The organism is Kribbella speibonae (assembly GCF_004331375.1).
Lineage (GTDB): Bacteria > Actinomycetota > Actinomycetes > Propionibacteriales > Kribbellaceae > Kribbella > Kribbella sindirgiensis.
Map to the genome: position 1 here is coordinate 220,697 of NZ_SJKC01000005.1, position 24,737 is coordinate 245,433.

The 24,737-nt window shown below is 68.4% G+C and carries 21 protein-coding genes; 10 read left to right on the plus strand and 11 right to left on the minus strand.

The features are described 5' to 3' along the window. The first annotated feature begins 12 nt into the window (after positions 1-12). Genes E0H92_RS32275 through E0H92_RS32285 form a run of 3 tightly spaced genes read left to right on the plus strand, consistent with a single transcriptional unit; the run spans position 13 to position 3,690 of the window. Positions 13-1,416: a polysaccharide lyase 6 family protein gene (locus E0H92_RS32275; protein WP_131498914.1), complete on the plus strand. Its 1,404-nt coding sequence runs from the start codon at positions 13-15 to the stop codon at positions 1,414-1,416. Further along, the gene (locus tag E0H92_RS32280; protein WP_131498915.1) at positions 1,416-2,273 is read left to right on the plus strand and encodes a helix-turn-helix domain-containing protein; all 858 of its coding nucleotides are present in this window, start codon (positions 1,416-1,418) and stop codon (positions 2,271-2,273) included. Before E0H92_RS32275 ends, E0H92_RS32280 begins: the two co-directional genes overlap by 1 nt. A 10-nt stretch (positions 2,274-2,283) precedes the next feature. Then, complete coding sequence (locus E0H92_RS32285; RefSeq protein WP_131461503.1) at positions 2,284-3,690, plus strand: polysaccharide lyase 6 family protein; 1,407 nt, start codon at positions 2,284-2,286, stop codon at positions 3,688-3,690. 46 nt (positions 3,691-3,736) lie between these two features. On the opposite strand, the gene E0H92_RS32290 is transcribed toward E0H92_RS32285, so the two are convergent. Continuing rightward, a complete protein-coding gene (locus tag E0H92_RS32290) occupies positions 3,737-5,110 on the minus strand; it encodes an MFS transporter (RefSeq protein WP_131461504.1) in 1,374 nt (457 codons plus the stop codon). A 54-nt stretch (positions 5,111-5,164) separates the two neighbouring features. Continuing rightward, positions 5,165-5,917 (minus strand): glycerophosphodiester phosphodiesterase family protein, encoded by a 753-nt coding sequence (locus E0H92_RS32295; protein WP_202873941.1) that lies wholly within the window; start codon positions 5,915-5,917, stop codon positions 5,165-5,167. 25 nt (positions 5,918-5,942) lie between these two features. On the opposite strand from E0H92_RS32295, the gene E0H92_RS32300 reads away from it, so the two are divergent. Together E0H92_RS32300 and E0H92_RS32305 are read left to right on the plus strand one after the other, a co-directional pair. Next, positions 5,943-7,070 carry an aminotransferase class V-fold PLP-dependent enzyme gene (locus tag E0H92_RS32300; protein WP_238173690.1) on the plus strand — a complete coding sequence of 376 codons (1,128 nt, stop codon included), beginning with the start codon at positions 5,943-5,945 and terminating at the stop codon, positions 7,068-7,070. Then, positions 7,067-7,696, plus strand: coding sequence for a class I SAM-dependent methyltransferase (locus tag E0H92_RS32305; RefSeq protein ID WP_131498917.1), 630 nt, complete (start codon positions 7,067-7,069; stop codon positions 7,694-7,696). The genes E0H92_RS32300 and E0H92_RS32305 overlap by 4 nt, the downstream gene beginning before the upstream one ends. Here E0H92_RS32305 and E0H92_RS32310 read toward each other — a convergent pair. Genes E0H92_RS32310 through E0H92_RS32325 form a run of 4 tightly spaced genes read right to left on the minus strand, consistent with a single transcriptional unit; the run spans position 7,686 to position 13,638 of the window. After that, the gene (locus E0H92_RS32310; protein WP_131461507.1) at positions 7,686-8,537 is read right to left on the minus strand and encodes a carbohydrate ABC transporter permease; all 852 of its coding nucleotides are present in this window, start codon (positions 8,535-8,537) and stop codon (positions 7,686-7,688) included. The genes E0H92_RS32305 and E0H92_RS32310 overlap by 11 nt on opposite strands. Beyond that, entirely contained in the window at positions 8,534-9,460 is a 927-nt protein-coding gene (locus tag E0H92_RS32315) for a carbohydrate ABC transporter permease (protein ID WP_131461508.1), read from the minus strand. Before E0H92_RS32315 ends, E0H92_RS32310 begins: the two co-directional genes overlap by 4 nt. A 4-nt stretch (positions 9,461-9,464) precedes the next feature. Next, entirely contained in the window at positions 9,465-10,796 is a 1,332-nt protein-coding gene (locus E0H92_RS32320; protein WP_131498918.1) for an ABC transporter substrate-binding protein, read from the minus strand. A 52-nt stretch (positions 10,797-10,848) separates the two neighbouring features. Then, positions 10,849-13,638, minus strand: coding sequence for a family 78 glycoside hydrolase catalytic domain (locus E0H92_RS32325; protein WP_131498919.1), 2,790 nt, complete (start codon positions 13,636-13,638; stop codon positions 10,849-10,851). Positions 13,639-13,854: 216 nt separating this feature from the next. On the opposite strand from E0H92_RS32325, the gene E0H92_RS32330 reads away from it, so the two are divergent. Beyond that, positions 13,855-14,715: a helix-turn-helix transcriptional regulator gene (locus E0H92_RS32330; protein WP_238173691.1), complete on the plus strand. Its 861-nt coding sequence runs from the start codon at positions 13,855-13,857 to the stop codon at positions 14,713-14,715. Here the strand turns inward: E0H92_RS32330 and E0H92_RS32335 are convergent. After that, entirely contained in the window at positions 14,696-15,385 is a 690-nt protein-coding gene (locus tag E0H92_RS32335; RefSeq protein WP_131498921.1) for a TetR/AcrR family transcriptional regulator C-terminal domain-containing protein, read from the minus strand. The two genes, E0H92_RS32330 and E0H92_RS32335, sit on opposite strands and share 20 nt — an antisense overlap. Positions 15,386-15,469: 84 nt before the next feature. Here E0H92_RS32335 and E0H92_RS32340 point away from each other — a divergent pair, with 84 nt between their 5' ends. Beyond that, positions 15,470-16,651: an FAD-dependent monooxygenase gene (locus tag E0H92_RS32340; RefSeq protein ID WP_131498922.1), complete on the plus strand. Its 1,182-nt coding sequence runs from the start codon at positions 15,470-15,472 to the stop codon at positions 16,649-16,651. On the opposite strand, the gene E0H92_RS32345 is transcribed toward E0H92_RS32340, so the two are convergent. Next, the gene (locus tag E0H92_RS32345) at positions 16,619-17,077 is read right to left on the minus strand and encodes a PGPGW domain-containing protein (protein WP_238152638.1); all 459 of its coding nucleotides are present in this window, start codon (positions 17,075-17,077) and stop codon (positions 16,619-16,621) included. The two genes, E0H92_RS32340 and E0H92_RS32345, sit on opposite strands and share 33 nt — an antisense overlap. A gap of 20 nt (positions 17,078-17,097) precedes the next feature. Further along, a complete protein-coding gene (locus E0H92_RS32350; protein WP_131498923.1) occupies positions 17,098-19,230 on the minus strand; it encodes a peptidoglycan DD-metalloendopeptidase family protein in 2,133 nt (710 codons plus the stop codon). Positions 19,231-19,327: 97 nt separating this feature from the next. Between E0H92_RS32350 and lpdA the strand changes: the two genes are divergently transcribed. Then, positions 19,328-20,725 carry a dihydrolipoyl dehydrogenase gene (gene lpdA, locus E0H92_RS32355; protein WP_131296241.1) on the plus strand — a complete coding sequence of 466 codons (1,398 nt, stop codon included), beginning with the start codon at positions 19,328-19,330 and terminating at the stop codon, positions 20,723-20,725. 40 nt (positions 20,726-20,765) lie between these two features. Here lpdA and E0H92_RS32360 read toward each other — a convergent pair whose 3' ends face one another. Continuing rightward, positions 20,766-21,161, minus strand: a complete 396-nt coding sequence (locus E0H92_RS32360; protein WP_131499188.1) for a RidA family protein — start codon at positions 21,159-21,161, stop codon at positions 20,766-20,768. Positions 21,162-21,220: 59 nt separating this feature from the next. On the opposite strand from E0H92_RS32360, the gene E0H92_RS32365 reads away from it, so the two are divergent. Beyond that, entirely contained in the window at positions 21,221-22,204 is a 984-nt protein-coding gene (locus E0H92_RS32365; protein WP_131498924.1) for a helix-turn-helix transcriptional regulator, read from the plus strand. Here E0H92_RS32365 and tsaA read toward each other — a convergent pair. After that, a complete protein-coding gene (gene tsaA / locus E0H92_RS32370; RefSeq protein ID WP_131461515.1) occupies positions 22,181-22,591 on the minus strand; it encodes a tRNA (N6-threonylcarbamoyladenosine(37)-N6)-methyltransferase TrmO in 411 nt (136 codons plus the stop codon). The genes E0H92_RS32365 and tsaA overlap by 24 nt on opposite strands. 104 nt (positions 22,592-22,695) lie before the next feature. Between tsaA and E0H92_RS32375 the strand changes: the two genes are divergently transcribed. Next, entirely contained in the window at positions 22,696-24,435 is a 1,740-nt protein-coding gene (locus E0H92_RS32375; protein ID WP_131498925.1) for an HNH endonuclease signature motif containing protein, read from the plus strand. Positions 24,436-24,737 lie beyond the last annotated feature (302 nt).

Genomic DNA, 24,737 nt, shown 5'->3' on the forward strand with positions numbered 1-24,737 from the left:
CGGGAGCGGGATATGCATCGTCGTACCTTCCTCGCAGCCACCGGTCTGGTCGGAATCGGCGTGACCGCGGCGGTGCCCGCACACGCCCGTGGCAAGCTGGTCCGCTCCGTCGAGGAACTCCGGGCCGCGATCGCCCGCGCGGTGCCGGGCACCGTCATCACGGTTGCCAACGGCACCTATGAGGGCCCGATTCCGGTCACCGGCAAGCGCGGGACTCGCGACGAGCCGATCGTCGTACGCGCGGAGTCGGTCGGCGGTGTCGTGCTGACCGGTGAGCAGAGCTTCGTGCTGAGCGGATCCTCGGACGTCACGATCAGCGGCTTCGCGTTCCGGCAGCGTACGACGCTCGACGTACCGCCGGACTGCCGGCGGATCCGGCTCACCCGCAACGACTTCCAGCTGGCCGATCTCGAGGGGCTGCACTGGGTGATGGTGCGGGCCGACTACTCGACGATCGATCGCAACGAGTTCCACGGCAAGTCGACGCTGGGCATCTACCTCGGGATCGAGGGCCCCGGGACGGACGGGATGGCGCGCGGGGTGCACATCACCCGCAACTACTTCCGCGACCACACGTTCCCCGGCGACAACGGCGGCGAGCCGATCCGGCTCGGGGTCAGCCCGCGGGCGCTGTCGACGGCCGGTGCGGTCGTCGAGTTCAACCTGTTCGAGCGCGCGAACGGCGACCCGGAGGCGATCTCGGTGAAGTCGTCGGGTAACACGATCCGGCACAACACGATCCGCGACAGCCTGGGCGGCATCGTGCTGCGGCACGGCAACGCGACTCGGGTCGAAGGCAACTACCTGTTGTCGGGGGAGAACGGGATCCGGATCTACGGCAACGACCACCTGATCGTGAACAACTACATGGAGCGGATCAGCGGCGCGGGCGTCGTCCTGGGCAGCGGCAACGTCCGGGACCATTACCCGGGCGAGCCGGCCGACTCCCGGCGCGGGAACGACGCGCCGGACCGGGTGCGGATCGCGCTGAACACCGTGCTCGACTGCGAGTCCGGTGTCGTCGGCGAGAGCCACCGGACCCTGCCGCCGGTCGGGTGCGCGGTGACTGACAATCTGTTGGTGGCAGACAGCGGGCAGTTGGTGAACATGCCGTTCCAGGACGGCATCACCTGGTCAGGCAACATCCACTGGGGACAAGGCGCCGACGGCAACGCGCCCGCGGCCGGGTTCACCCGAGCCGACCCACGGCTCGCGCCAGGGCCCGACGGGGTACGTCGACTTACCGCGGGCAGCCCGGCGATCAACGCCGCCTCCCGGTCGTACCCGGACGTCGCCCGTGACCTGGATGGGGATCACCGGACGGGGCGCGCAGCGGATGTCGGCGCGGACGAGTACTCGGCCCGCCGACCGACGTACCGCCCGTTGACGTCCACTGATGTGGGGCCGCACGCGTGATGACGACGGCCCAGAAGAACATGGTGCAGGAGAGCGAGCTGGAGATCATCCGGACGTATCTCGACCGGCTGCGGCTGGACCTGGTCGTCGCGGCCCGGATCACCAAGGTGCACCGGGAGTGGTCGCGGCCGCTGATGCCGGATCCGTTCTCGCGGCTGTACCTGATTCTGGAGGGGGAGGGGCGGCTGGTCGTAGGAGACCAGGAGCTGTACCCGCGGCCCGGTGAGCTCGTCTATCTGCCGGCCGATGTGCCGGTGTCGTACGAGACGATCAGCGACAACGTTTTCCGCAAGCACTGGCTGCATTTCAACGCGCTGATCGGCGATCGGGACATCGGCGAGATGCTGACGCTGCCGTACATCGTCCCGAGCAAGGCGCCCGAGGAGGCGGCCGCCCTGTTCGAGCAGGTCGGTGCGGCGGACCGGGACCCGCCCGGTCTTGCGACGCCGCTGCGGCTGCGTTCGGCGCTGACCGCATTGTTCGCGCACTACCTGGACAGTGCGCCGCCCGGGTCGGTGCGGTTGTCGGAGCGGCAGACGAGCGAGTCCGGGATCGTGCAGTACATCCAGGACAACCTCGCGACGCTGCCGAGTGTCGAGGAGTTGGCGGCCGTGTTCGGCTACGACCTCCCGAGTTTCCTGCGGCATTTCCGGACCGAGTTCGGGTTGTCGCCGAAGCAGTACATCAAGCGGGCCCGGATCGAATGGGCCCAGCGTGAGCTGACGGCGACCGCGCGCCCGATGGAGGAGATCGCGGCCGCCGTCGGGATGGATCAGTCCTACTTCTCCAAGGTGTTCCGCCAGGTGAGCTCGGTGACCCCGAGCGAGTACCGGAAGTTGTACCGCCCCAACAACTAGGAGCCTCGTCATGGACCGTCGTACGTTCCTCGCCGGCAGTGGTGCCATCGGCCTGACCTTGGTGGGTGCGCGTGCCGCGCTCGCCTCGGAGCAGGCCACGGTGACCTCGCTGGCCCAATTGCAGCAGGCAATCAACACCGCCACCGCCGGCACCACGATCACGCTGGCGAACGGTTCGTACGCCGTACCGTCCGGGTCGCCGATCACGATCACCAACCGGCAAGGGCCGATCACGATCGTGGCCCAGAGCCGCGGCGGGGTGACGCTCACCGGCGCGCAGAGCTTCGTGCTGAGCGGATCGTCGGACATCACGATCAGCGGGTTCGCGTTCCGGCAGAGTACGACGCTGGAGATCCCGGCGAACTGCCCGCGGATCCGGCTGACCCGCAACGACTTCGCGCTCGCGGCGTCGACCGGCCACTGGGTCGTCGTCCGCGGCGACGACGCGAAGATCGACCGCAACGTGTTCCACGACAAGTCCACCGTCGGCGTGTACCTGGTGATCGACGGCCCGGGGTCGGAGGCGATGGCGCAACGCACGCACATCCTGCGGAACTACTTCCGCGACCACACGTTCAGCGGCTCGAACGGCGGTGAACCGATCCGGCTCGGCGTGAGCGGCCGGGCGCTCAGTACCGCCGACGCGACGGTCGAGTACAACCTGTTCGAGCGGTGCGACGGCGATCCCGAGGCGATCTCGGTGAAGTCGTCGGGCAACACCATCCGGTACAACACGATCCGCTCGTCCCTCGGCGGGCTCGTCCTGCGGCACGGCAACGACAACCGGGTCGAGAGCAACTACCTGCTGTCCGGGGACAACGGGATCCGGATCTACGGCAACGACCATCTGATCGTGAACAACTACGTCAGCGGGATCGCGGGCGCCGGTGTGGTGCTCGGCAGCGGCACGGAACGGGACCACTACGAGGGCGAGCCGTCCAGTTCCCGGACCGGCAACGACGCGCCGGACCGCGTGACGATCGCGCTCAACACGCTCCGGAACAACGGCCAGGCCCTCGTTGGCGAGAGCCAGCGCACCGTGCCTCCGCTGGACTGCGTGGTGGCTGACAATCTGATGACCGGTGACAGCGGCGAGCTGGTCGACATGCCGTACCTCGACGGCCTCACCTGGGCAGGCAACATCACGTGGGGCGCGGCGACGGCCGGCAACATCCCGTCGTCCGGCTACACCCGGGCCGATCCGAAGCTGACCGCGGGAACCGATGGCGTGTACCGCCTCGGCACGGGCAGCGCGGCCGTCAACGCCGCCGACGTCGACCACTCGGGGCAGGTCACCGACGACGTCGACGGGCACGCCCGCACAGCGCCGTACGACGTGGGTGCCGACGAGTACTCGACCGCTACACCGGTACGTCGTCCGCTCAACGCGGCCGACGTCGGGCCGAACGCGGCCTGACCCGGGACGCGGACGCGCCCGTACTCACCAGGGCGGGCGCCTCCGCTCAGACGACGGTCGGCTGGCTGTTGCCGGCCTCGTCGATGCCGCGGCGCATGTCGACGCGGACGAGCAGCGCGAGACCGACGACGAAGAACAGGCCGAGGGCGACGATCGCGGGACGGTACGAGCCGGTCAGCTGGTGGACGAGACCGAACACCAGCGTGCCGAGCCACGACGTACCGCGCTCGCCAGCCTGGTAGAGCGAGAAGTACTCCGCCTCGCGGCCCTTCGGGATCAGCTGGCTGAACGCCGACCGGGACAGCGCCTGCGTCCCGCCGAGCACGATGCCGATCGCGGTCCCCATCGCCAGGAACGGGACGATCTCGTGCGCGGGCAGCAGGAACCCGGCGATCACGATCACGATCCAGATCACCAGACCGCCGGAGATCGTGCGATGGGCGCCGTACCGCTGGGCGAACCGGCCGAACGCCAGCGCCCCGAAGAACGCGACGAACTGGACCAGCAGGATGGTCGCGATCAGCACCTGCGTCTCGAACCCGAGCTGCTTCTCGCCGTACGTCGACGACACCGAGATGACCGTCTGGATCCCGTCGTTGAAGAACAGGTACGCGATCAGGAACAGCATCGTCATCTTGTAGTTGCGCAGGTGCTTCAAGGTCGCCGAGAGCTGTCCGAAGCTCTGCCGGACCAGACTGCCGCTCCGGACCTGGACGACGCTGACAGGTGGCCGGTCGCGCAGGCGGAGGAACGGGATGAACGTGAACAGGCCCCACCACAGCCCGGCGCTGAGCAAGCTGAGACGCACTGCGGTGCCCTGGCTCATCCCGAGAGCGTCATGGGCGGTGACGACGGCCAGGTTGACCAGGAGCAGCAGGAACCCTCCGGCGTACCCGAACGCCCAGGCGCGGGACGAGACGGCGTCGCGCTGGTCGGGTGGTGCGACGTCGATCAGGATCGAGTCGTAGACCACGAGCGACGAGCCGAGGCACAGGTTGCCGATGAACAGCAGGAGCGCACCGAGTGCCCAGCGTCCGCCGCCGACGAACACCATCGAGCTCGCGGCGAGCGCTCCGGCCCAGGCGAACGCGCACATCAGCAGCTTCTTGCGGGTCATCCGGTCGGCGATCGCGCCGACCACCGGCAGGAACAGCGCCGACACCAGGGTCGCCAGCGTCACGACGTAGAACGCGAGCGAGCCGGGGGAGATGCCGAGTCCGAGCACGTCCAGGTTCGTGTGGCACGGTTTGTCGGCGGTCCCGACGTACCCGCAGGCGGCCGATTCCGCGACCGACGTCAGGTACGGCGCGAACAGGACGGTGCCGACCGTGGTGACGTAGCCGGAGTTCGCCCAGTCGTACAGGCTGAAGCCCCAGTACTCACGCTTGTCCACGCCCGCCGGGGCGGAGAGAAGTCCCATGCGCGGAAGTGTGTCATTTCCGGGGTACGAAGCGACGTACCCGCGGATAACACTTCAGTGCCACTGACCCCTTTCGACCAGGACATCCTTCAGCAGGTCGGTGCGGTCGGTGATCAGGCCGTCGACGCCGGCGTCGAGCATCCGGCGCATCGTGTCCGGGTCGTCGACCGTCCAGACGTGCACCTGCTTGCCGCGGGAGTGCGCGCGCTTGATCAGGCCGGGCGTCAGCACGTGGAGCGACTTGTACCGCTCGGGAATCTGCAGGCAGGCGCCGCGGGCGTTCAGCGCGAACGGCAGGAAGCGGATCAGCACGATCTCCAGCTCGCCGTACCCGGTGCACAGCCGGGGACCGAGCAGTTTGCGGATCCGGTTGACCCGCGACTGGGAGAACGACGACACGCAGATCCGGTCGATCGCGTTCGCCGCCCGCAGGACCTTGGCGGCCGGTTCCAGGCCGCCCTCGGCCTTGATGTCGAGGTTGAACCGGGTGTCCGGGAAGTGCTCGAGCAGTTCGTCGAGGCGGGGGATCGGCTCGTGGCCGTTGATCTTCGCCTGGCTGACCTCCGACCACGGCAGCTCCGCGATCACCCCGGTCCGGTCGGTGACCCGGTCGAGCTTGTCGTCGTGGAACGCGATCACGACACCGTCGCTGGTCGCGTGCAGGTCGGTCTCCAGGTACCGGTACCCAAGGTCGACCGCGTGCTGGAACGCGTGCAGCGAGTTCTCGTAGCCGATCAGGTCAGGGTGCTTCGCGCCGCCCCGATGGGCCATCGCGATCGGTCCGTCGTGGTCGAGGTAGGGGTACACACCCTGAAGTATGTACCGTTGCCTGGTGCTTAGCTCCCGCCCCGATCTCTGGACCCTCGATCCCGATGTCCTGCACCTCAACCATGGTTCGTACGGCGCCGTACCGCGCCGCACCCAGGAGGTGATGGCCGGTCTCCGCGCCGAGATGGACGCCAACCCGATGGTGTGGTTCCGGACCGTAGCCGGCCGCCTCACCGCGAGCCGCCTGGCGCTGGCGGCGTACCTGGAGACCGATCCGGACGGGTTCGCGCTGGTCCCGAACGCGAGCGCCGGCGTGACCGTCGCGCTCCAGACGCTGCCGATCCCGGCGGGCAGCCGGATCGTGCTGACCGACCACGCGTACGGCGCGGTGCGGTTCGCGGCCGAGCGGTTCGCGAAGGCACGCGGCGCCGAGGTGGTGATCGCCGAGATCCCTATCGAGGCGGACGACGAGACCGTGGTCGCGCTGATCGCGGACCGCCTGGACGGCGCGTCCGTCCTGATCGTGGACCAGATCACCTCCGGTACGGCGAAGGTGTTCCCGATCGATGCGCTGGTGGCGGCCGCCCACGACCGCGGTGTACCGATCGTCGTCGACGGCGCGCACGCCCCGGCCCTGATCGACGCTCCCGCGTCCGCGGGCGCCGACTTCTGGACCGGAAACTTCCACAAGTGGCCGGCCGCGCCGCGGGCGACCGCCGGGCTGGTCGTCGCCGAGCAGTGGCGGACGGCGTCGATGCCGCTGATCGTGTCCTGGTCGGAGTACGACGAGCGGATGCCTGAGCGGTTCGACATGCTCGGCACGTACGACTATGTGCCGTGGATCGCGGCGCCGGAGTCGCTGCGGGTCCTGGCGGAGCTGGACTGGCCGACCCGTCGCCCGCAGCTGACCACGCTGGTCGAGGAGGGCGCGAAGGTCCTGGCGAAGGCGCTCGGGACCGGCGTGGCCGAGGTGGCGCACCCGCCGGCGACGATGCGCCTGGTCGAGCTGCCGTCCTCGGTCGACCTCAGCGGCGGCGATGCGCTGAAGCTGCGGGTGTCCCGCGAACTGAAGGCCGAGATCACCTTCACCGGGTTCGACGAGCGCAAGTTCATCCGGCTGTCGGCGCACGCGTACAACTCGCTCGCGGACTACGAGAAACTGTCGGCGGGACTTCCTAAGCTCCTGGCGTGAACGATATCCAAGGGTCCTACACCGTTGCCGCCGCCGACTATCACGCGATTCTGAAGGACTACCACCGCGCGGATCCGTTCGAGACCGGTGCCCTCGACTACTTCGCGCAGACAGTGGCGGAGGGGCCGGTGGGGGATCTCGGATGCGGCACCGGGCGGATCACGTCGTACCTGGCCGGCCGGGGGATGGACGTGTTCGGCGTCGACCTGACGCCGGGGATGATCGAGGTCGCCCGCCGGGAGTACCCGGAGCTCCGATTCGAGGTCGGGTCGCTGTACGACCTGGACCTGAAGGACGGTGAACTGGCCGGGGCCCTCGCGTGGTACTCGCTCGTTCACACTCCACGCGAGGACCTTCCGGCCGTCTTCGCGGAACTCTTCCGCGTGCTGCGGCCCGGCGGCCACCTCGTGCACGGCTTCAAGGTCGGCTCCGGCAGCCGGGAGCTGCGGAACGCCTACGGCCACGACATCGACCTCGAGGTCTACATGTACGACGTCGCGGACGTCGCCGGGCTGCTCGCGAAGGCCGGGTTCACCGAGGTGGCGACCCTGACCCGCGCGGCGCTGCCCGGCGAGAAGGACGCGGGCCAGGCGGCCCACCTCGTCCGCAAACCCGCTACCCCTTGACCGCTCCGGACGTCATACCGGCCACGATCTGCCGGTTGAAGAACAGGAACATGATCAGCGGCGGGATCGTGATCAGCAGGATGTCCATGAACAGCAGGTTGTACTGGGTGCTGAACTGCCCGGAAAAGTTGTAGAGCGTCAGCTGGACGGTGGCGTTCTTGTCGCCGGGCAGGAAGTACAGCGGGTTCACGAAGTCGTTGAACACGTTGACCGACTGCACCACGACGACGGTGATGATGACGGATCTGAGCAGCGGGAAGATGACCCGGAAGAACAACCGCAACGGCCCGGCCCCGTCGATGATGGCCGCCTCGTCCAGCTCCCGGGGAATGGTCGCCACGAAGGCCCGGAACAACAGGATGCAGAACGACAGCCCGAACGCGATCTCGATCAGGATCAGCCCCGGCATCGTCTTGAACAGCCCGAGCTTCTGCAGCACCCAGATCGTCGGGACGACAGCTGGCGGGATGATCAGCCCGGACAGCACCAGGAAGTTGATGAAGCCGTTCCACTTGCTCTTCCGCCGCTGCAGCACGAACCCGGCCATCGCCGCCAGCACGACCATCCCGGCGACGCTGGCCACGGTCAGGATCGTGCTGTTGATGAAGGCGATCACCAGCATGTAGTCGCGGGCCTTGACCACGTCGACGAAGTTCTGCACGAAATGGAACTGATGCGGCCAGGAGAAGTCGAGGTCCGCGGACTGCTGCCGATCCTTCACGGCGGTCAGCACGATGAACGCGAACGGGATGATGAAGACCACGATCGAGGACACGATCGCGACCGCGCTGAGCAGGTAGCTCCGGCCAGGCCGGTGGTTGACGAGTTCGGCGGTACTCACATGTCCACCTCCTTCCGGTTCAGGAACCACGACAGCGGCAGGATGATCGCGGTGACGACCACGAACAGGATCACGTTGCCGGCCGTCGACAGGCCGTAGAACCCGGCCTGGTACTGCTTGTAGATCACCGACGAGATCACGTCCGAGGTGAACCCGGGTCCGCCGCGCGTCATCGCCCAGATCAGCTCGAACGACCGCAGGCCGCCGATCAGGGACAGGATGATCACGGTGACGGTGGCCGGCTTGCACAGCGGCAGCACGATCCGCCGGAACGACTCCCACGACCCGGCGCCGTCCACCCGGGCGGCCTCCATGTACTCCCGTGGGATCGACACGATGCCCGCGATGTAGATCAGGGTCGCCAGCCCGACGCCCTTCCACACGTCGACGGCCGCGATCGACATCAGCGCCCACTTCGGGTCCGTCAGCCACCCGGGCCCGTCGATGCCGAGGACGCCCAGGGCGCCGTTGATGATGCCGCGCTCGGGATTCATCAGTACCTGGAACAGCAGGCCGACGCCGACGGTGCTGACCAGCACCGGGAAGAACACGACCGACCGGAGATACCCGCGGCCGATGATCCGCGAGGTCAGCAGGACGGCGAGCAACAGGCCGAGCACGACCTTCGAGCCCGACGTCACCACGGCGTAGACCAGCGTGTTGGTGAAGCCCTTGACCAGCGCCGGTTCCTGGAAGAACGTGACGAAGTTGTCGAGGCCGATGAACTTCGACTCGAACAGGCTCCACCGGGTCAGGCTGTAGTAGAACGACGCGAACGTCGGGACCAGGAACAGCACGGTGTAGATCACCGCGGTCGGCAGGTAGAACCAGAACGAGTACGGCGTGTAGACCTTCCCCCCGGCCGCCTTCGCGGCCGGGGTCGAGTCAACGCGGTCCTGAGGACGGGCCGAGGTAACGGTCATAACCTCACCAGCCCGCCAGCCCGAGCTGCTGGGCCTGCTTCTTGACGTCCTCGTCGTACCGGGCCGCGCCGTCCTTCGCCTTCCGGATGCCGGACCCGACCTCGACGGTGATCTGCTCCAGCGACGGGCCCTTCACCGGGGACAGGAACTCCAGGGCCAGGCTGGACGAGCCCTCCTTGTCGAGGTACGGCTGCATGTCCTTGATCGACCGCGGTACGTCGTCCCCGAGCGTGCAGCCCTTGACCGCGTACGGGCCGGTCGGCGCGCCGGCCGTGTTCTGCGACTTGCAGCCGTCCGGGCTGGCGACGAACGCCTGGAACTTCTTGGCCGCGTCCAGCTTGGCGCCCTCGGTGGTCTTCGGGATGTACAGGCCGCCCGGCGTCCACAGCGTCAGGCCGTTCTTGCTCGCGTCGTCACCAGGCAGCGCGAACAGGCCGACGGTCTTGGCCGCGTCCGGGTAGGTGGCGACCATGTTCGCGACCACGCCGGACAGGATCGGGTAGTGCGCGCCCTTGCCGGTGGCAAGCATCTTCAGGCCGTCGGGCAGTTTGGCGGACGCGAAGTCCTTGTTCTCGTAGCCGGCGTCGTGGACGGCCTGGGTGTGCTCGAAACCCTTCAGCGCGGCCGGCGACGTCGCGTACTTCGCCTCGTTCTTGGTGTACTTGTCGGCGAAGTCCGGCTCGGCCGCGGAGACGTTGTGGAAGTCACCGAGCACGAACAGCTGGGAGGTCCAGGTCTCGCCGTACGTCTGGATGACGGGGGCGACACCGGGGTCGCCGGCCTTGATCTTGGCGTTGTTGGCCATGAACTCGGCCCAGGTCTTCGGGATCTGCAGCCCGAGCTTCTCGTAGACCGGGATGCTGTAGAGGACCGCACCGCCCTGGAAACCGCCGACGGGTGCGCCGTACACCTGTCCGTCGGCGGTCACGGTCTTCTTGAAGTTCTCGTCCAGGTCCTTGACCCAGGGCTCGTCGTTGACCGAGAGGAGGTTCTTCTGCGGCGCGATCGCGTTGAACAGCGACCCGGTGTTGTAGTTGAAGATGTCGACCATGTCGCCGGTGGACAGCCGGGTCTTGATGATGTTGTCGCCCTCGGTGCCACCCGGACGGGTCTCCACCTTCACGGTGATGTTCGAGTTCTTGGCGTGGAAGTCCTTGGCGAGCTGCTCGGCCTCCTTCACGTCCTGGTCCTGGTTCGTGGTCAGGTACGTGATCTCGACCGCGCCGCTGCCACCGGCGTCGTCGCTGGATCCGAGACTGCCCGCGCTGCACGCGGCAAGAGTTAGGGAACAGACAGCCAGCAGTGCGAGTCCGCTGGCTCCTGGGCGGAACCTCATCATGACCTCCAAGGGATGTACGTCACGGCAGCGGGGCGGTCGGTGAGTTGGGTTAGTGGGTGAGTCGCGCGTCGAGCTCGGCCTGCAGGGCCGGCGCGGTCGGGTTCTTCCGGAAGCGGCCGAGCACCGCGAGCAGTTCGGCGGCCGGCTTGTCGAGGTAGCGCTCCAGGCGGGTGGCGAGATCGGTGTCGGCGGCAACGACCTGGTCCTCGACGGCGGCCGCGACGATCGCGGTCCACGCCGGTGCGTTGTCGACGAGCTGGCGGATCGTGGCGTCGGCGGGCACGCCCGGCGTCTCGGCGTACGGGTCGGCGGCGGTCCACTCGTGGGTTCCATGACCGACCTCGACCGGCTCGTCCTGTCCAGGTACGGCGACGCTGGCCGTGGATCCGACCGGTACCGTCACCGAGAGGGTGACCTGACCGTTGTCGCGGGCCCACGCGACGGCTGCTTCGCCGTACGGCGTGAGATGTCTGGCAGAGGCCTTCGTCAGATGGTCGGTGACGAGTGGGCGCACCTCGAAGGTCCGGTAGCCGGGATCGACCGGGGCCAGTCCGGCCACCCGGCGGTGCATCCAGTCCGCGACCGCGCCGAGGGCGTAGTGGTTGAACGACGTCATCTCGCCGGGATTGATGCTGCCGTCGGGCAGCATGCTGTCGTAGCGTTCCCAGACCGTCGTGGCTCCCATCGTCACTGCGTACAGCCAAGACGGGCAACCTGTCTGTAGCAGGAGGCGGTATGCCAGGTCAGGATGTCCGGAATCGGCCAGCGCGTCCGAGATCAGCGGCGTTCCGACGAATCCGGTACTGATCCGGAAACTCGACGTCCGGACGAGATCGGCGAGCCGGTCGCCGGCGCCGCGCCGCTGGTCGTCGGTCGGCAGCAGCGCCCACTGCAGCGCGAGGGCGTAGGTCGTTGCCGCGTCGCTCAGTACCCGGCCGCCGGCGGTGACGTACTCGGAGGCGAACGCCTTCCGGACGCCGTCGGCCAGCGTGGCGTACTGCCGGGCGACGTCGGGCTGACCGACGATCTCGGCGGCCTGTGCGACGACCTCGGCCGACCGGGCCAGGTGCGCGGTCGCGACCACGTCCGCGTCGGCCTTGGCCTTGAACGCGTTCTCCGGAGGAGCCGTCGGGTCGAGCCAGTCGCCGAACTGGAAGCCGCCGGACCACAGCAGGTTGCTGCCGGCCAGGTCGGCCATCTTGTCGACCCAGGCGCGCATGCTCGGCAGCTGCCGAGCGAGCAGGCCGGCGTCGCCCGTGCGCTGGTAGATCACCCAGGGCACGATCGTTGCCGCGTCACCCCATGCAGCCGTCGCCGGGTGCTGGTCCCGCAGGACGTCCGGGATGACGTACGGCACGGAGCCGTCCTTCTGCTGCTCGGCGGACAGATCGGCGAGCCAGTTGGTGAGGAAGCCGGCGGTGTCGAACAGGAAGGTCGCGGTCGGCGAGAAGACCTGGATGTCGCCGGTCCAGCCGAGGCGCTCGTCACGCTGCGGGCAGTCGGTCGGTACGTCGACGAAGTTGCCGCGCATACCCCAGACCACGTTGTCGTGGAACTTGTTCAGCAGCTCGTCGGACGATTCGAACCAGCCGGTGCGGCGCAGGTCGGTACCGACGACGACCGCGACGAGGTCGTCCTTCGACAGCTCGTTCACGCCGGTGACCTCGGCGTACCGGAAGCCGTGGAAGGTGAGCGGCGAGTCGAGGGTCACCTCGTCGGGTCCGGCCAGGATGTAGGTGTCGGTCGCCTTCGCGGTGCGGAGCGGGCGGACGCCGAGTTCGCCGTTCTCCAGGACCTCCGCGTGCCGCAGGACGATCTCGTCGCCCGCGGCCTGACCGCGGACCGTGAGTTGGACCCGGCCGACGAGGTTCTGCCCGAAGTCGATGAGCGTCTTGCCGGTGGGCGACGTGGTGATCTCGAGCGCGGGCAGGACCTCGGTGATCCGGACCGGCGGGCCGTCGGGAGCGACGAGCAGGTTCAGGTCGGCGTCGAGAACGTCCACCGAAGAGCTCTCTCCGGGTTCTCTGCGCAGGTCCGTGGTCTGGCCGTCGTACAGGTCGTCGGCGACGACGTTGCTCTCCCGGGAGGTCCAGGTGCCGTCGCTCGCGAACGTGTGGATCTGCCCGTCCTCGGTGGTGACCTCGAGTTGCGCGAGGACGGCCAGACGCTCGCCGTACAGCTGCTTCTGGTCCTGGAAGCCGATCCGGCCGCGATACCAGGCGTTGCCGAGCAGGAACTCGAGTGTGTTCTCACCAGGTCGAACAAGCTCGGTCACGTCGTACGTCTGGTAGCGGAGCCGGAACTGGTACGACGTCCAGCCGGGCGCCAGCTCCTCGTCCCCGACCCGCTGCCCGTTGAGCTCGGGGATGTAGATGCCGTACGACGTCGCGTACAGGCGAGCCTTCACGACGCCGTCGGGGAGGTCCGCGGTGCCGCCGACGAGCGGAGCGGGGGAGCCGTGCGGGTTGTTCTGCGGACTGACGAACCGGGCGGTCCAGTCGTCCGGGCTCAGCAGACCGGTCTCGACCGACGCGGGCTCGCTCCACTCGCTCCAGTCGTCGTCACCGCGGACGCGGACCCGGACCTGCGCGGACTCACGCGACGTGAGCGCCGCGCCCGGCCAGGGCACCAGGACCTGGTCGGGGGACTGGACGGTGAAGACTTCGGTCGTTCCGGTGGTGATCTCGACCTCGTACGCCGTCTGCGCGTAGCCGGCGTCCGCGGCCGGGACCTGCCAGGAGATCCGCGGGCTCGCGGTGCCGAGGCCCACGACGGTGCCGGATTCTGGTGCCGGCTGATGCTCGAAGCGGAGGGCGGTGGGTGCGGCGAGTTGCGACATGAGACTCCAACCGAGAGTGAAACGATTCATTGGGTGCTCTGACAAAACGCTCGATCTTTGGCTGATGGACCGGCGAGGACGTTTCGCCTGTTCCCCGATCCTGCGACCGGCAGTCGCGAGTCACTAGCCCGATGTGCACTCGATCTAGCACGATCTGCACTTCGGCCCATATCGTGACCTATGGCCGACGAGCCGGTGAGGACCCGTGGAACCGTCTTGCACTTCGTCGAAGGGACGGTGGTGCACGCGGGTACACACCTGCACGAAAAGTCGCATCCGCTGCACACGCACAGCTTCTTCGAGCTCTTGCTCGTCACAGGCGGTGAAGGCGTCCACCACAGCCTCGCCGGGCGTCAGCGGCTCCGGGCCGGCGATGCGATCCTGCTCCGGCCGGGGGTCTGGCACGAGTACGTCGACTGCGATGGGCTCGAGGTCTACAACTGCTGTTTCTCCGCCGACCTGGTCCGGCGCGAGCTCGCGTGGGCGCGCGAGGATCCCTTGCTGGGTTACCTGTTGTGGACCGGACCGTTCTCGGCGCAGCGCCGCGGCATGATCGCCACCCATCTCGATCCGGCGACCGTGCACGAGGCCGTCGGTCACCTCGACGGATTGCGCCGGCTACGGAACCAGCCGCTGAGCCGGCATCGCGGCGAGCTGATCGGGTGGCTGTCGTTGTACCTGAGTTGCGTCGCGCGCACCGTGGCGGATACCGAGGAACGCGGCGAATACACCCACCCGGCCGTCGTCGACGCGATGCGAATGATGGAGGCCGACCCGGCCCGGCGCTGGACGCTGACCGATCTCGCGGGCGAACTGCACCTCGCGCCCGGGTACCTCGTCCGCCTGTTCAAGTCGGTGACCGGGATGCCGCCGATGGCGTACCTGTCGCGGCACCGCGTCGAACTCGCGGCCGACCGGCTGCTGCACACCGACCTGCCGATCAACCGGATCGGAGAGTCGGTCGGCTGGCCCGACCAGAACTACTTCGCCCGCCGATTCAAGTCCCACTACGGGCTGTCCGCTTCGGTCTATCGGCAACGTTTCAATGGAAGCCGGCTCAGCCCGTCCGGTCACTGATCAGCAGCTCCAGGCCGTCCAGGATCCGCGCCAGGCCGAACTCCAGACCCTGGTTCTCGCTGCCTGCCGAGGTGCGCATCGCGGTGGTCAGGTGCGGGAACCGGCCGGCCTCGGTGGCGAGGATTTCGCCGAGCGACCGCTGCCAGTCCTCCTCGGTCAGGCCGGTCGTGTGCCCGGGGAAGGTCGTGGACTGCTGCGCGATGCTCCGGACGTGGCTCGTGATCACCAGGATCGAGTCCAGTTGCTCGCCGCCGCTCAGTCCGGCGCCGGTCAGTGCCGCGACGCCGCGCTCCATCCAAGCCAGCTCGTTCGGGCCGAGAAGGCGGCGGCCGATGGTGGACTGCAGGAGCCACGGGTGCCGCGTGAATCCGTCGTACAGGTCGATCGCCCAGGTGTGTAGCGCCTCGCGCCACGGCAGGTCGGGACGGTCCGCTGGGCCGCCCATTGCCAGATCGCTCATCACCGCGACCAGTTCGGTCTTGCCGGGGACGTACCGGTAGAGCGCCATCTTCGTGACCGGCAGCTCGCCGGCGATGCGTTGCATCGAGACCGCGTCCAGGCCCTCGGCGTCCGCGATCGCGATCGCGGCCTCGGCGATGGCGGTCAGCGTGATCGCCGGCTTCGGGCCGCGCGTCCGCGCCGGTTCCTTGCCCCAGAGCAGTTCGGTCATCGCGGTCCTTCCCTCTCGACTTGAACTGTGTCTACCATACACATTACTGTGTCCGGCAGACACAGTTACTCGACGGAGGCGATGATGAAGGTTCTGGTTTCGGGTGCGAGCGTGGCGGGCCCCTCGGTGGCGCTCTGGCTGGGCCGTGCGGGACACGACGTGACAGTGGTCGAGATCGCGCCCGCGCTCAGGAAGGGCGGGTACGCGGTGGACTTCCGCGGGGAGGTGTTCAAGACCGTCCTGCGGCGGATGGGCGTGCTCGACGACCTGCGGTCGCTCCAGACCGGTGGGAGTGCGATGCGGTTCGTCGACGAGTCCGGGCGCCGGCTGATGCGGCTGCCCGCCGAGTTCGCCGGCGGGGAGCTGGAGGTACTGCGGGCAGACCTGTCGCGGGTGTTGTACGAGCACAGCCGAGAGCAGGCGACGTACCGCTTCGGCGACTCGATCGCGGCTCTGCGGGAGCACGCGGACGGCGTGGACGTGCGGTTCGAGAGCGGTGTCGAGGAGACGTACGACCTCGTGATCGGCGCGGACGGGATGCATTCCGTCGTACGGCGGCTGGCGTGGCCGGCGGACCAGGTCGTCGAGCGGCACCTCGACTACTACGTGGGCGGCTGGGAGGTGCCGAACACGCTGGGGATCACCGGCGACGCGCTGATGTACAACGTGCCCGGCAAGCTCGCGAGCGTCGGCGCGGACCGTCGCGATCCGGCGCTGGCGGGGACGCTGTTCGTGTTCAAGTCGCCGAAGCTGGAGTACAACCGGCGGGACCTGGACCAGCAGAAGGCGATCCTGCGGGAGCAGTTCAGCGGCCTCGGCTGGCACGTCCCGGAGCTGCTGGCCGGGTTGCCCGCGGCAACGGAGCTGTACTTCGACTCGATCAGCCGCGTCCACGTGAAGCGCTGGTCGACCGACCGGATCGTGCTGCTCGGCGACGCGGGGTACGGCGCGACGTTCGGTGCACTAGGCACCGGTACGGCGGTGGTCGGCGCCTACGTACTGGCGGGGGAGTTGGCGCAGGGCGACCTGCGGACCGCGTTCGACCGGTACGAGGAGCGGATGCGCAAGGCCGTGTCGAAGACCCAGGACGGCAGCCGCTCGGGTCAGTTCATGGCGCCGGCGACCCGGTTCGGGATCACGGCACGGAACAAGATCCTCGACCGGCCGTTCTTCCTCAAGCAGATGCTCAAGCTGGCGCAGAACATGAGCGAACTCGTCGAACTCCCCGACTACTCAGGGCAGCAGGGGCAGCTTGTAGAGGAATGACTCCCAGGAGTCGGGCAGCCAGCCCGGCACGCCCAGCACGGCCATGTACAGCCAGATCGCGACGAGTACGCAGAGGAACAGCGCGAGTGTCCCGAGCGCCTTCAGCCAGGCGGGCTGCTTACCGGTCCAGGCGGTGAGTGCCTTCACCCAGTCCTTGACCCGGTACAGCAGCCGCTGGGCCCACTCGAACTCGCTCGCCAGCACGGCCAGACCCGCGATGAACAACGGGATCCCGCCCGGCCCCGGCAGCCAGCCGGTGAGCGGCGCGGCGATGATCAGGATTCCACCGAGAACGCCCACGCCGATCCGGTAGAACAGCAACTTCTTGGGATTCTCGCGAATCCGCCTCCGCCATTCCCACCGGTCGTCCGCCGCGTCGAGCGTGATGTTGTGATCGGTGCGGTCGGGACTCTGTTTCTCGGCCACGGACCCAGCGTACCGGGCGACTAGGCAGCAGCCGGGTTGCCGAACTCCCAATGCCACGGCTCTTCCCGGTTACCGCCCTGGTCCGCCCAGGCCGGGTGCAGCCAGCCGTACGCCGATGCGTGCGACTTCATCCACTGGTACTGCGTGGTGCCGTACTTGTCGACGCCGCCGCAGAGGTCCACCGCGACGCCCCAGCCGTGGTTGGACGTGCCCGGCAGCGCGGCCAGGGACGGCTTGCGCTGGTACAGGCTGACCTGGGACGCGTACGAACGATAGGAGTCGGTGATGCACAGTGACTTACCGAACTGGCCGCGGTACGCGGCGGCCAGCTTCAGGTACGCCGCGGCGGCGTCGCACCTGAGCATGTGGCCGGACCCGATCGCGCACAGCTTGCCGGACGGGATCATGCCGTTGCTGTAGCCGCCCCACCCGGTGCTCGCGGACCCGGTGGCGAGGAACGGCATCGGGTTGACCGGGTCGCCGCCGAGGCGGACCTCGAAGTGCAGGTGTGGTCCGGTCGAGTTGCCTTCGGTGCCGACAGCACCGATCTGCTGCCCCGCGGTCACCTGCTGTCCGTCGGTGACGTCGACCCGGCTCAGGTGGGCGTAGAGCGTCTCCAGGCCGTTTCCGTGGTCGATCCGGACCAGGTTGCCGGCCCAAGCGGGGTGCTCGACGCGGACGACGCCCGAGGTCACCGCGCGGACCGTCGTACCGATCGCGGCCGGGAAGTCCTGGCCGGTGTGGGATCCGGTCGCCCACATGGATCCCGACTGACCGAACGGCGTACCGATCTCGTAGGTCCCGTCCGGCAGCGGCCAGGTCCAGGAGCCCGAGCCGACGTCGTACGACGTGGCCGTGTTACCGCACCGGAAGGCGACCGCCTCGGACGTGGACACCGGCGCGACCTGGGGCTTGACCGGGGCGCCGAGCGTCGGGCGGAGCGCGGTGTACAGGTTGTCGGGGACCGTCGTGACGACCACCGAGCCCTTCGACTCGTCGGCGGCGATCATCTCGCCGTTGTCGAGCGCGATACCGATGTGGACGAGGCCGAGGGACTTGCTGCCCATGACGAGCAGATCGCCGGGCTGGATCTGCGCGTTCGGGACGGCCTGGTAGCCCGGGTAGACCTTGCCGACCAGGTTCGGGAGGGTGGTGTACGGCTGCCAGGCGACGCGGGCCGCTCCGAGACAGCCGTACGTGTCGGGGCCGGTCGCGGCGACGCCGTACGGCTTGCCGACCATGCTGAAGGCCCGATTGACTGCCCGGATCGTCTCGGCCGACATGACCCGCACGGTGCGACCCGCGACGGAGACCGACGCCACACCGGGGACCGCCGCACCACGGCGGGTCAGAGGCGTCAGGCCGGTCGGCAGCGCAGCCGGGTTCTTGAGTACGGCGGCTGCCGGGGGAGTGACCTTCGTGGCCGCGAGCTCGGTCAGGTACGTCTGCCAGCGTGCGAGGGCCTGCTGGTTGCGCGCCAGTTGGAGCTGCTTCGAGAGTGCGGAGGCGACGTCGAGATCGGCGGTCTGGTCAGCCATCGCCGCGGCTGCGCTGGCGGCCTTGTGCTGGACCTGATTGCTGAGCTCCTGGGCCTTGGCAGCTGCATCGTTCGCGGCGGCGCGCTTGGTGGTCGCGTCGGCCTTGAGCCGGTTGGACTCGGCCTCGGCGGCCATGGCCTTGTTGTACTGCGAGACCTGGGTGCTGCCGAGCTGCGTGATCGCGGTCTGCCGGTCGGCGATCTCCTGGAGGTTCTCCGCGATCGGGGCGAGCGACCACAGCATCGACTCGGTGCCCATGACGGTCGGGATGCCCAGCTGGTAGGCCTGCGCGGTGATCACGCCGAGCCGGCGGCGCTCCTCGTCGGACAGACCCTTCGAGGCGGTCGCGCTGGCTTCCGCCTTCTTCGCGGCTGACTCGGCGGCCTGGGCCTCCTTCAGCGCCTTCGTGTAGGCGATGGTCGCCTTGGCGAAGTCGGCCTGAACGGCGGCGGCCTCGGCCTGGAGCTGCTCGAGCGAGCGGTTCACGTCGGTGACGGAGGCCGGCGGCGGCTCGGTCGCGGACGGCGAGGGATCGGCGTACGCAGGCACGGCAACCGCCGCCAGCAGCGTGCCGATTGCCGCCAGCCGCAGCCCACGGCGTCTGCCCAGATCCATCCGTCCCCCATGCCGCATTCGTCCGTACGGCGCCTCACGCGCCAGCCCAGCGTAGGCGGCGTACGGTCCTTACGGAACCCCGGCTAAAGTTCACACCATGGCCTCGCACTTTGACGTTGTTGTCCTCGGCGCTGGTCCGGGTGGGTACGTCGCGGCGATCCGCGCCGCCCAGCTCGGGCTCAAGACCGCCATCATCGAGAAGAAGTACTGGGGCGGTGTCTGCCTGAACGTGGGCTGTATCCCGTCCAAGGCGCTGCTGCGGAACGCCGAGCTGTCGCACATCTTCCGGACGGAGGCGAAGACCTTCGGTATCAGCGGCGAGGTGACCTTCGACTTCCCGACCGCTGTGCAGCGCAGCCGGAAGGTCGCGGACGGCCGGGTCAAGGGCGTCCACTTCCTGATGAAGAAGAACAACATCACCGAGTTCGACGGCTGGGGCTCGTTCACCGACGCCAACACCCTGGACGTGACGCTGAACGACGGCTCGTCGGAGACCGTCACGTTCGGCTCCTGCATCGTGGCGACCGGCGCGACCACCAAGCTGCTGCCGGGGACGCAGCTCAGCGAGCGCGTCGTGACCTACGAGGAGCAGATCCTCACCGAGGACCTGCCCGGGTCGATCGTGATCGCCGGCGCCGGTGCGATCGGCGTCGAGTTCGCGTACGTGCTGGCGAACTACGGCGTCAAGGTGACGATCGTCGAGTTCCTCGACCGGATGGTCCCGCTGGAGGACCCGGAGGTCTCCAAGGAGCTGGCGCGGGCGTACAAGAAGCTCGGCGTCGACGTCCTGACGTCCACCCGCGTCGACTCGATCGACGACTCCGGCGCCTCGGTCAAGGTGACCGTGACCGGCAAGGACGGCGTACAGAAGACCATCGAGGCCGACAAGGTCATGCAGGCGATCGGCTTCCAGCCGCGCGTCGACGGCTACGGCCTGGACAAGATCGGCGTCCAGCTCACCGAGCGCGGCGCGATCGGCGTCGACGGGTTCTGCCGGACGAACGTGCCGAACATCTTCGCGATCGGCGACGTGACCGCGAAGCTGATGCTCGCGCACGCGGCCGAGGCGATGGGCGTGATCGCGGCCGAGACGATCGCGGGTCACGAGACGATGGAGCTCGACTACGCGATGATCCCGCGGGCGACGTTCTGCCAGCCGCAGATCGCCAGCTTCGGGTACACCGAGGAAGAGGCCAAGAAGCTCGGCCACGACGTGAAGGTCGCCAAGTTCCCGTTCACCGCGAACGGCAAGGCGCACGGCCTCGGCGACCCGACCGGTTTCGTCAAGGTGATCAGCGACAGCAAGTACGGCGAACTTCTCGGCGCGCATCTGATCGGCCCCGAGGTCACCGAGCTGCTGCCCGAGCTGACCCTGGCCCAGAAGTGGGACCTGACCACCAAGGAACTGGCCCGCAACGTCCACGCCCACCCCACCCTGAGCGAAGCCCTCCAGGAAGCCTTCCACGGCCTCGAAGGCCACATGATCAACTTCTAGCCGGATGGGGAGGGGTTCCTGCAAACCCTCCCCAACTCGGTCAGGCGACGGCGGTTGCCTCTAGTTCTACGAGTTGGCCGGGGATGGCCAGGCGGGTGACGCCGAGCATCGTGGTCGTGGGTGCTGCTCCTGCGGTGGCGAGGCGGCCTGCCAGTACGCCGTAGTGCGGGAAGAGCTGGTCGACGTCTGTCGTGTAGACGTTGAGGCGGACGAGGTTCGTGAGCGACATACCGGCCTCGGTGAGTACTGCTTCCAGGTTGGCGAGGCTTAGCTCGAGTTGTGCGGGCAGGTCGCCGTCGTGCTGGGGTTTGCCGTCGGCGTCCATCGCGGTCTGGCCGGAGCAGTAGAGGGTTCGGGTCTGTCCGGTGACCAGCTCGCCCTGGTTGAAGCCGAGTGCTTGTGACCAGGGGACCGGGTTGACTGCGGTTCGTTCGATCGTCATGGCGGCGAGCTTTCCAAGAAATCACGACACCCTTCGTCACGTATTCTTTTCGGGTGCGTGCGGACCGGTTGGTGTCGCTGGTGTTGCTGCTGCGTCAGCGGGGACAGCTCACGGCGGATGTGCTGGCCGCGGAGCTGGAGGTGTCGACGCGGACCGTTCTGCGCGACATCGAGGCGCTGTCGGCGGCCGGCGTACCGGTTTATGCCGAGCGTGGGCGGCATGGCGGGTTCGCGTTGCTGCCTGGGTTCCGGACCGAGCTCACCGGGCTGAATCACGACGAGGCGCTGGCGTTGCTGACTGCCGGCTCGGCGCGCGGTGAGCAGGTTTTCGGCCTCAGTTCGGCGCTCGCCTCGGCCATGCGCAAGGTGGTCGACGCGCTCCCGGAGACCCATCGGACCACGGCGAGCGCAGCGGCCCAGCGAATCCTCGTCGACCCCGAGACCGACCTGCTGTCCCGCCGGCTCATCACCAAGGAAGTCTCGGACGCCACGATGCTCGAGGTCCGCCGCGCGGTACTCGCCGGCCACAAACTCCGCGTCCTGTACGCCGCCACTGGCCAGAAACCGCAGTGGCGAACGGTCGACCCGATCGGCCTGGTGACCGTCCGCGACCGCGGCTACTTGCTGGCTCGACGGTCCGGCGAGGACCGCACCTACCGCCTCTCGCGAATGCAGGCCGCTGAGGAACTCCCTGAACCGGCCGAGCGCCCGAACCAGGTCGACCTCGACCGCATCTGGCGCGACCGTTCCGCCCAGTTCCTCTCCGACGGCCACCTCACCGTGCACGTCCGCGTCAGCCCAGCGCGCCGCGAAGACCTCCTGAACGCAGCCGTCGCCGTACGTGCCGAAACCCCCGACCCCGACGGCTGGCTCCGCCTGGAGCTCACCTTCCAAGACGCCTGGCACGCCGAATGGTCCCTCTGGCAACTCGGCCCCAACGCCGAAGCCCTCGACCCCCAGTCCCTACGCACCGCCCTCCACAAACGCGCGACAGCGATGGCCGCCCGGTACGAGTCAACGGTCGGCGACGTCACCTAGTACCGGCTTGACGTCGACGATCGGCGTCCCGTCGAGAGCTTCCAGATTGCTGACCCGAACCCGGAGACCATCCACCGCGAGCACCGTCACCCGATGCAGCCCGAGCGGATTGGGCCGGTCGGGGGACCGCGTGCTGAACACCCCTGTCGGCGGGCGCGCCTGGTCTCCGCGCGGATGCACCTTCTGCACGTCCCGATCCGCCCGATCGAACCAGCTGACGAGAATCACCTCATCACCGGCCGCAACGTCAGCGAGCGCATCCCGCACGGACCCGTCGAAAACCACCCAAGCATCCGGCGCCCCTTCATCCCCCTGCCGCGGCGCGTCCGCCCGCTCCCGCAACTCCGACTCCACCCACCCAACCACCCGCAGTGCCAGCTCATCCATGCACCGGACAGTACGCTCCACGGAGACTGAAACCCTTTACAGGTAGGGATTTCCGGGCAAGCCTCGACTTGATCGAGATCAGCTCGCGATATACAATCAAACACATGTTCGAAGAAGATCTGGAAGCGCTCGGCACCGCGGACCTGCTGGCCGCGGCGTCGGAGTACGACCAGATCCAGACCCGTGCCGCGGTCCGCGTCCTGGAGATCGCGCTGGCCTACGCCGACCGGCATGCGGTCGTCGAGGGCTATCAGTGGCTGCCGGGTTACGAACAGCTCCGGGTGTACGGCGGTGACGGCTGTCCCGGTGTGGCGGAGTTCGCGCCGATCGAGTTCGGTGCGGTGCTGGGTATGTCCTCGGGTGCCGCCGCGGCGCTGATGGGCGAGGCGCTCGCGTTGCGGCACCGGCTGCCCAGGATCTGGGCCGCGGTGCTGGCCGGGAACGCGGTGCCGTGGCGGGCCCGCAAGGTCGCGCACGCCTGTTTGGGGTTGTCGCAGGAGGCGGCCGCGATCGTGGACCGGCGGGTGGTCGGGATCGTGAACACCGTGACGGCTGGCGCGCTGGAGCGGATCGTCAAGGCGGCGGTCTGGGAGGCCGACCCCGAGGCCGCGAAAGCCCAGGCCGAAGCGGCAGCCCGCACCCGCGGCGTGTTCGTCGCCCCGTCGGACGACCATGGCACCAAGCAGATCTGGGTCCGCGCCGCCGCCGGTGACGTGATCCGTTTCGACGCCAGCATCGACGGCCTCGCCCGCGCGCTGAAAACCCTCGGTGACCCCGACGACCTCAACCAGCGCCGCGCCAAAGCCCTCGGCTGGATCGCCGACCCCACCGCCGCCCACCACCTCCTCGAAGTAGCCCGCCACCTCGCCCGCACCCAACCCACCCACCCCGAGCAGGCCAGCCCTCAACCGTCGACCTCCGAGCCGCCCACCTCCGAGCCGCCCACCTCCGAGCCGCCCACCTCCGAGCCGCCCACCTCCGAGCCGCCCGCCACCGAGCCCGCCACCGAGCCGGTCGCCGAGCCGGTCCCCGCCCAGTCGCGCAGCGCTCGGTCGGACGGCTCGGGGGCCTCCGACGCCGAGCCGAGTGGCCCTCAGCGGCCGCGTGCCCAATGGATGTCTGTGCCCTCGGACGGTGCGGATTGCGGGCCCTCTGATGGTGGAGGTGCCGGGGATGCGTTCACGCGGTTGGCTTTGGCGGGGTCGTTGGCGGGTCGGCTTGCCGCGATTCGGCGGGATGCCTACATCAACGGGCTGGGGGCGGGGAGTGGGCGGGGGGAGCGGCATACGTTGTATGTGCATCTGACTGATCGGACGCTGGCGACCGGGGACGGTGTGCTGCGGGTTGAAGAGCTGGGGCCGTTGTTGGCTAGTCAGTTGGGTGAGTTGCTGGGGCATGGCCAGGTGGTCGTGAAGCCGGTGATTGATCTGCAGGATCAGGTCAGCGTGCATGGTTACGAGATCCCGGAGCGGATTCGTGAGCGGGTGCGGCTGAGGCATCCGGTCGACATGTTCCCGTACGGCGGGGCCGAGGCCACCAGGCGGATGGATCAGGACCACATCACGCCGTACGACCGCACCGGGCCACCCAGACAGGCAGGCCAAGCCGGGCAGACCGGCACGGACAACCTCATACCGTTGACCCGGATCCATCACCGTGCCAAGACGTTCGGTGGGTGGCGGAGCCGGCGTCTGCCCTCTGGAGCAGTCGACTGGGTCAGCCCGCACGGGTTCCGGTTCGTGGTCGACCACACCGGCACGCATCCGGTGTCGGCGCAAGCCGCCGCTCAGTGGCTCCGATGCGAATGGTCGCCGGCTGACCGAGGTACCGCTGCGGGCCTGTGATGAGCCAATTTGCAAGCCACCTCCCGGTGCGCCGGCTGCTCGGTCGAGTGCATGCGCTCCTTCCGGCGCGTCATGGTGCAGATCGTGCTGTACGACGTGCGGGCTGTTCGTGCGGATGCGTGGCCTCAGGCCGGCCTGGACTTGCTGCCGGCAAAGTCCTTGGCTTGAGTGATCGCCTCCGTCGCCCCTGATCCGCCCCGGGAGCCGGCGACGTTCGAGGCGGTGCATGCCCGGCTCGTGCCCGGCCGGAGGCGTCGAACATCCGGCACGTGCGCGACTCTTGCTCACGCGGCCAACTACGG

What these genes read in the sequence shown, in the direction of transcription:
- lpdA (WP_131296241.1), top strand. Translation starts at nt 19,328, where the DNA reads ATGGCCTCGCACTTTGACGTTGTTGTCCTCGGCGCTGGTCCGGGTGGG.
- E0H92_RS32340 (WP_131498922.1), top strand. Translation starts at nt 15,470, where the DNA reads ATGAAGGTTCTGGTTTCGGGTGCGAGCGTGGCGGGCCCCTCGGTGGCG.
- E0H92_RS32350 (WP_131498923.1), bottom strand. Translation starts at nt 19,230, where the DNA reads ATGGATCTGGGCAGACGCCGTGGGCTGCGGCTGGCGGCAATCGGCACG.
- tsaA (WP_131461515.1), bottom strand. Translation starts at nt 22,591, where the DNA reads ATGGATGAGCTGGCACTGCGGGTGGTTGGGTGGGTGGAGTCGGAGTTG.
- E0H92_RS32280 (WP_131498915.1), top strand. Translation starts at nt 1,416, where the DNA reads ATGACGACGGCCCAGAAGAACATGGTGCAGGAGAGCGAGCTGGAGATC.
- E0H92_RS32285 (WP_131461503.1), top strand. Translation starts at nt 2,284, where the DNA reads ATGGACCGTCGTACGTTCCTCGCCGGCAGTGGTGCCATCGGCCTGACC.
- E0H92_RS32315 (WP_131461508.1), bottom strand. Translation starts at nt 9,460, where the DNA reads ATGACCGTTACCTCGGCCCGTCCTCAGGACCGCGTTGACTCGACCCCG.
- E0H92_RS32320 (WP_131498918.1), bottom strand. Translation starts at nt 10,796, where the DNA reads ATGAGGTTCCGCCCAGGAGCCAGCGGACTCGCACTGCTGGCTGTCTGT.
- E0H92_RS32290 (WP_131461504.1), bottom strand. Translation starts at nt 5,110, where the DNA reads ATGGGACTTCTCTCCGCCCCGGCGGGCGTGGACAAGCGTGAGTACTGG.
- E0H92_RS32335 (WP_131498921.1), bottom strand. Translation starts at nt 15,385, where the DNA reads ATGACCGAACTGCTCTGGGGCAAGGAACCGGCGCGGACGCGCGGCCCG.
- E0H92_RS32275 (WP_131498914.1), top strand. Translation starts at nt 13, where the DNA reads ATGCATCGTCGTACCTTCCTCGCAGCCACCGGTCTGGTCGGAATCGGC.
- E0H92_RS32325 (WP_131498919.1), bottom strand. Translation starts at nt 13,638, where the DNA reads ATGTCGCAACTCGCCGCACCCACCGCCCTCCGCTTCGAGCATCAGCCG.
- E0H92_RS32375 (WP_131498925.1), top strand. Translation starts at nt 22,696, where the DNA reads ATGTTCGAAGAAGATCTGGAAGCGCTCGGCACCGCGGACCTGCTGGCC.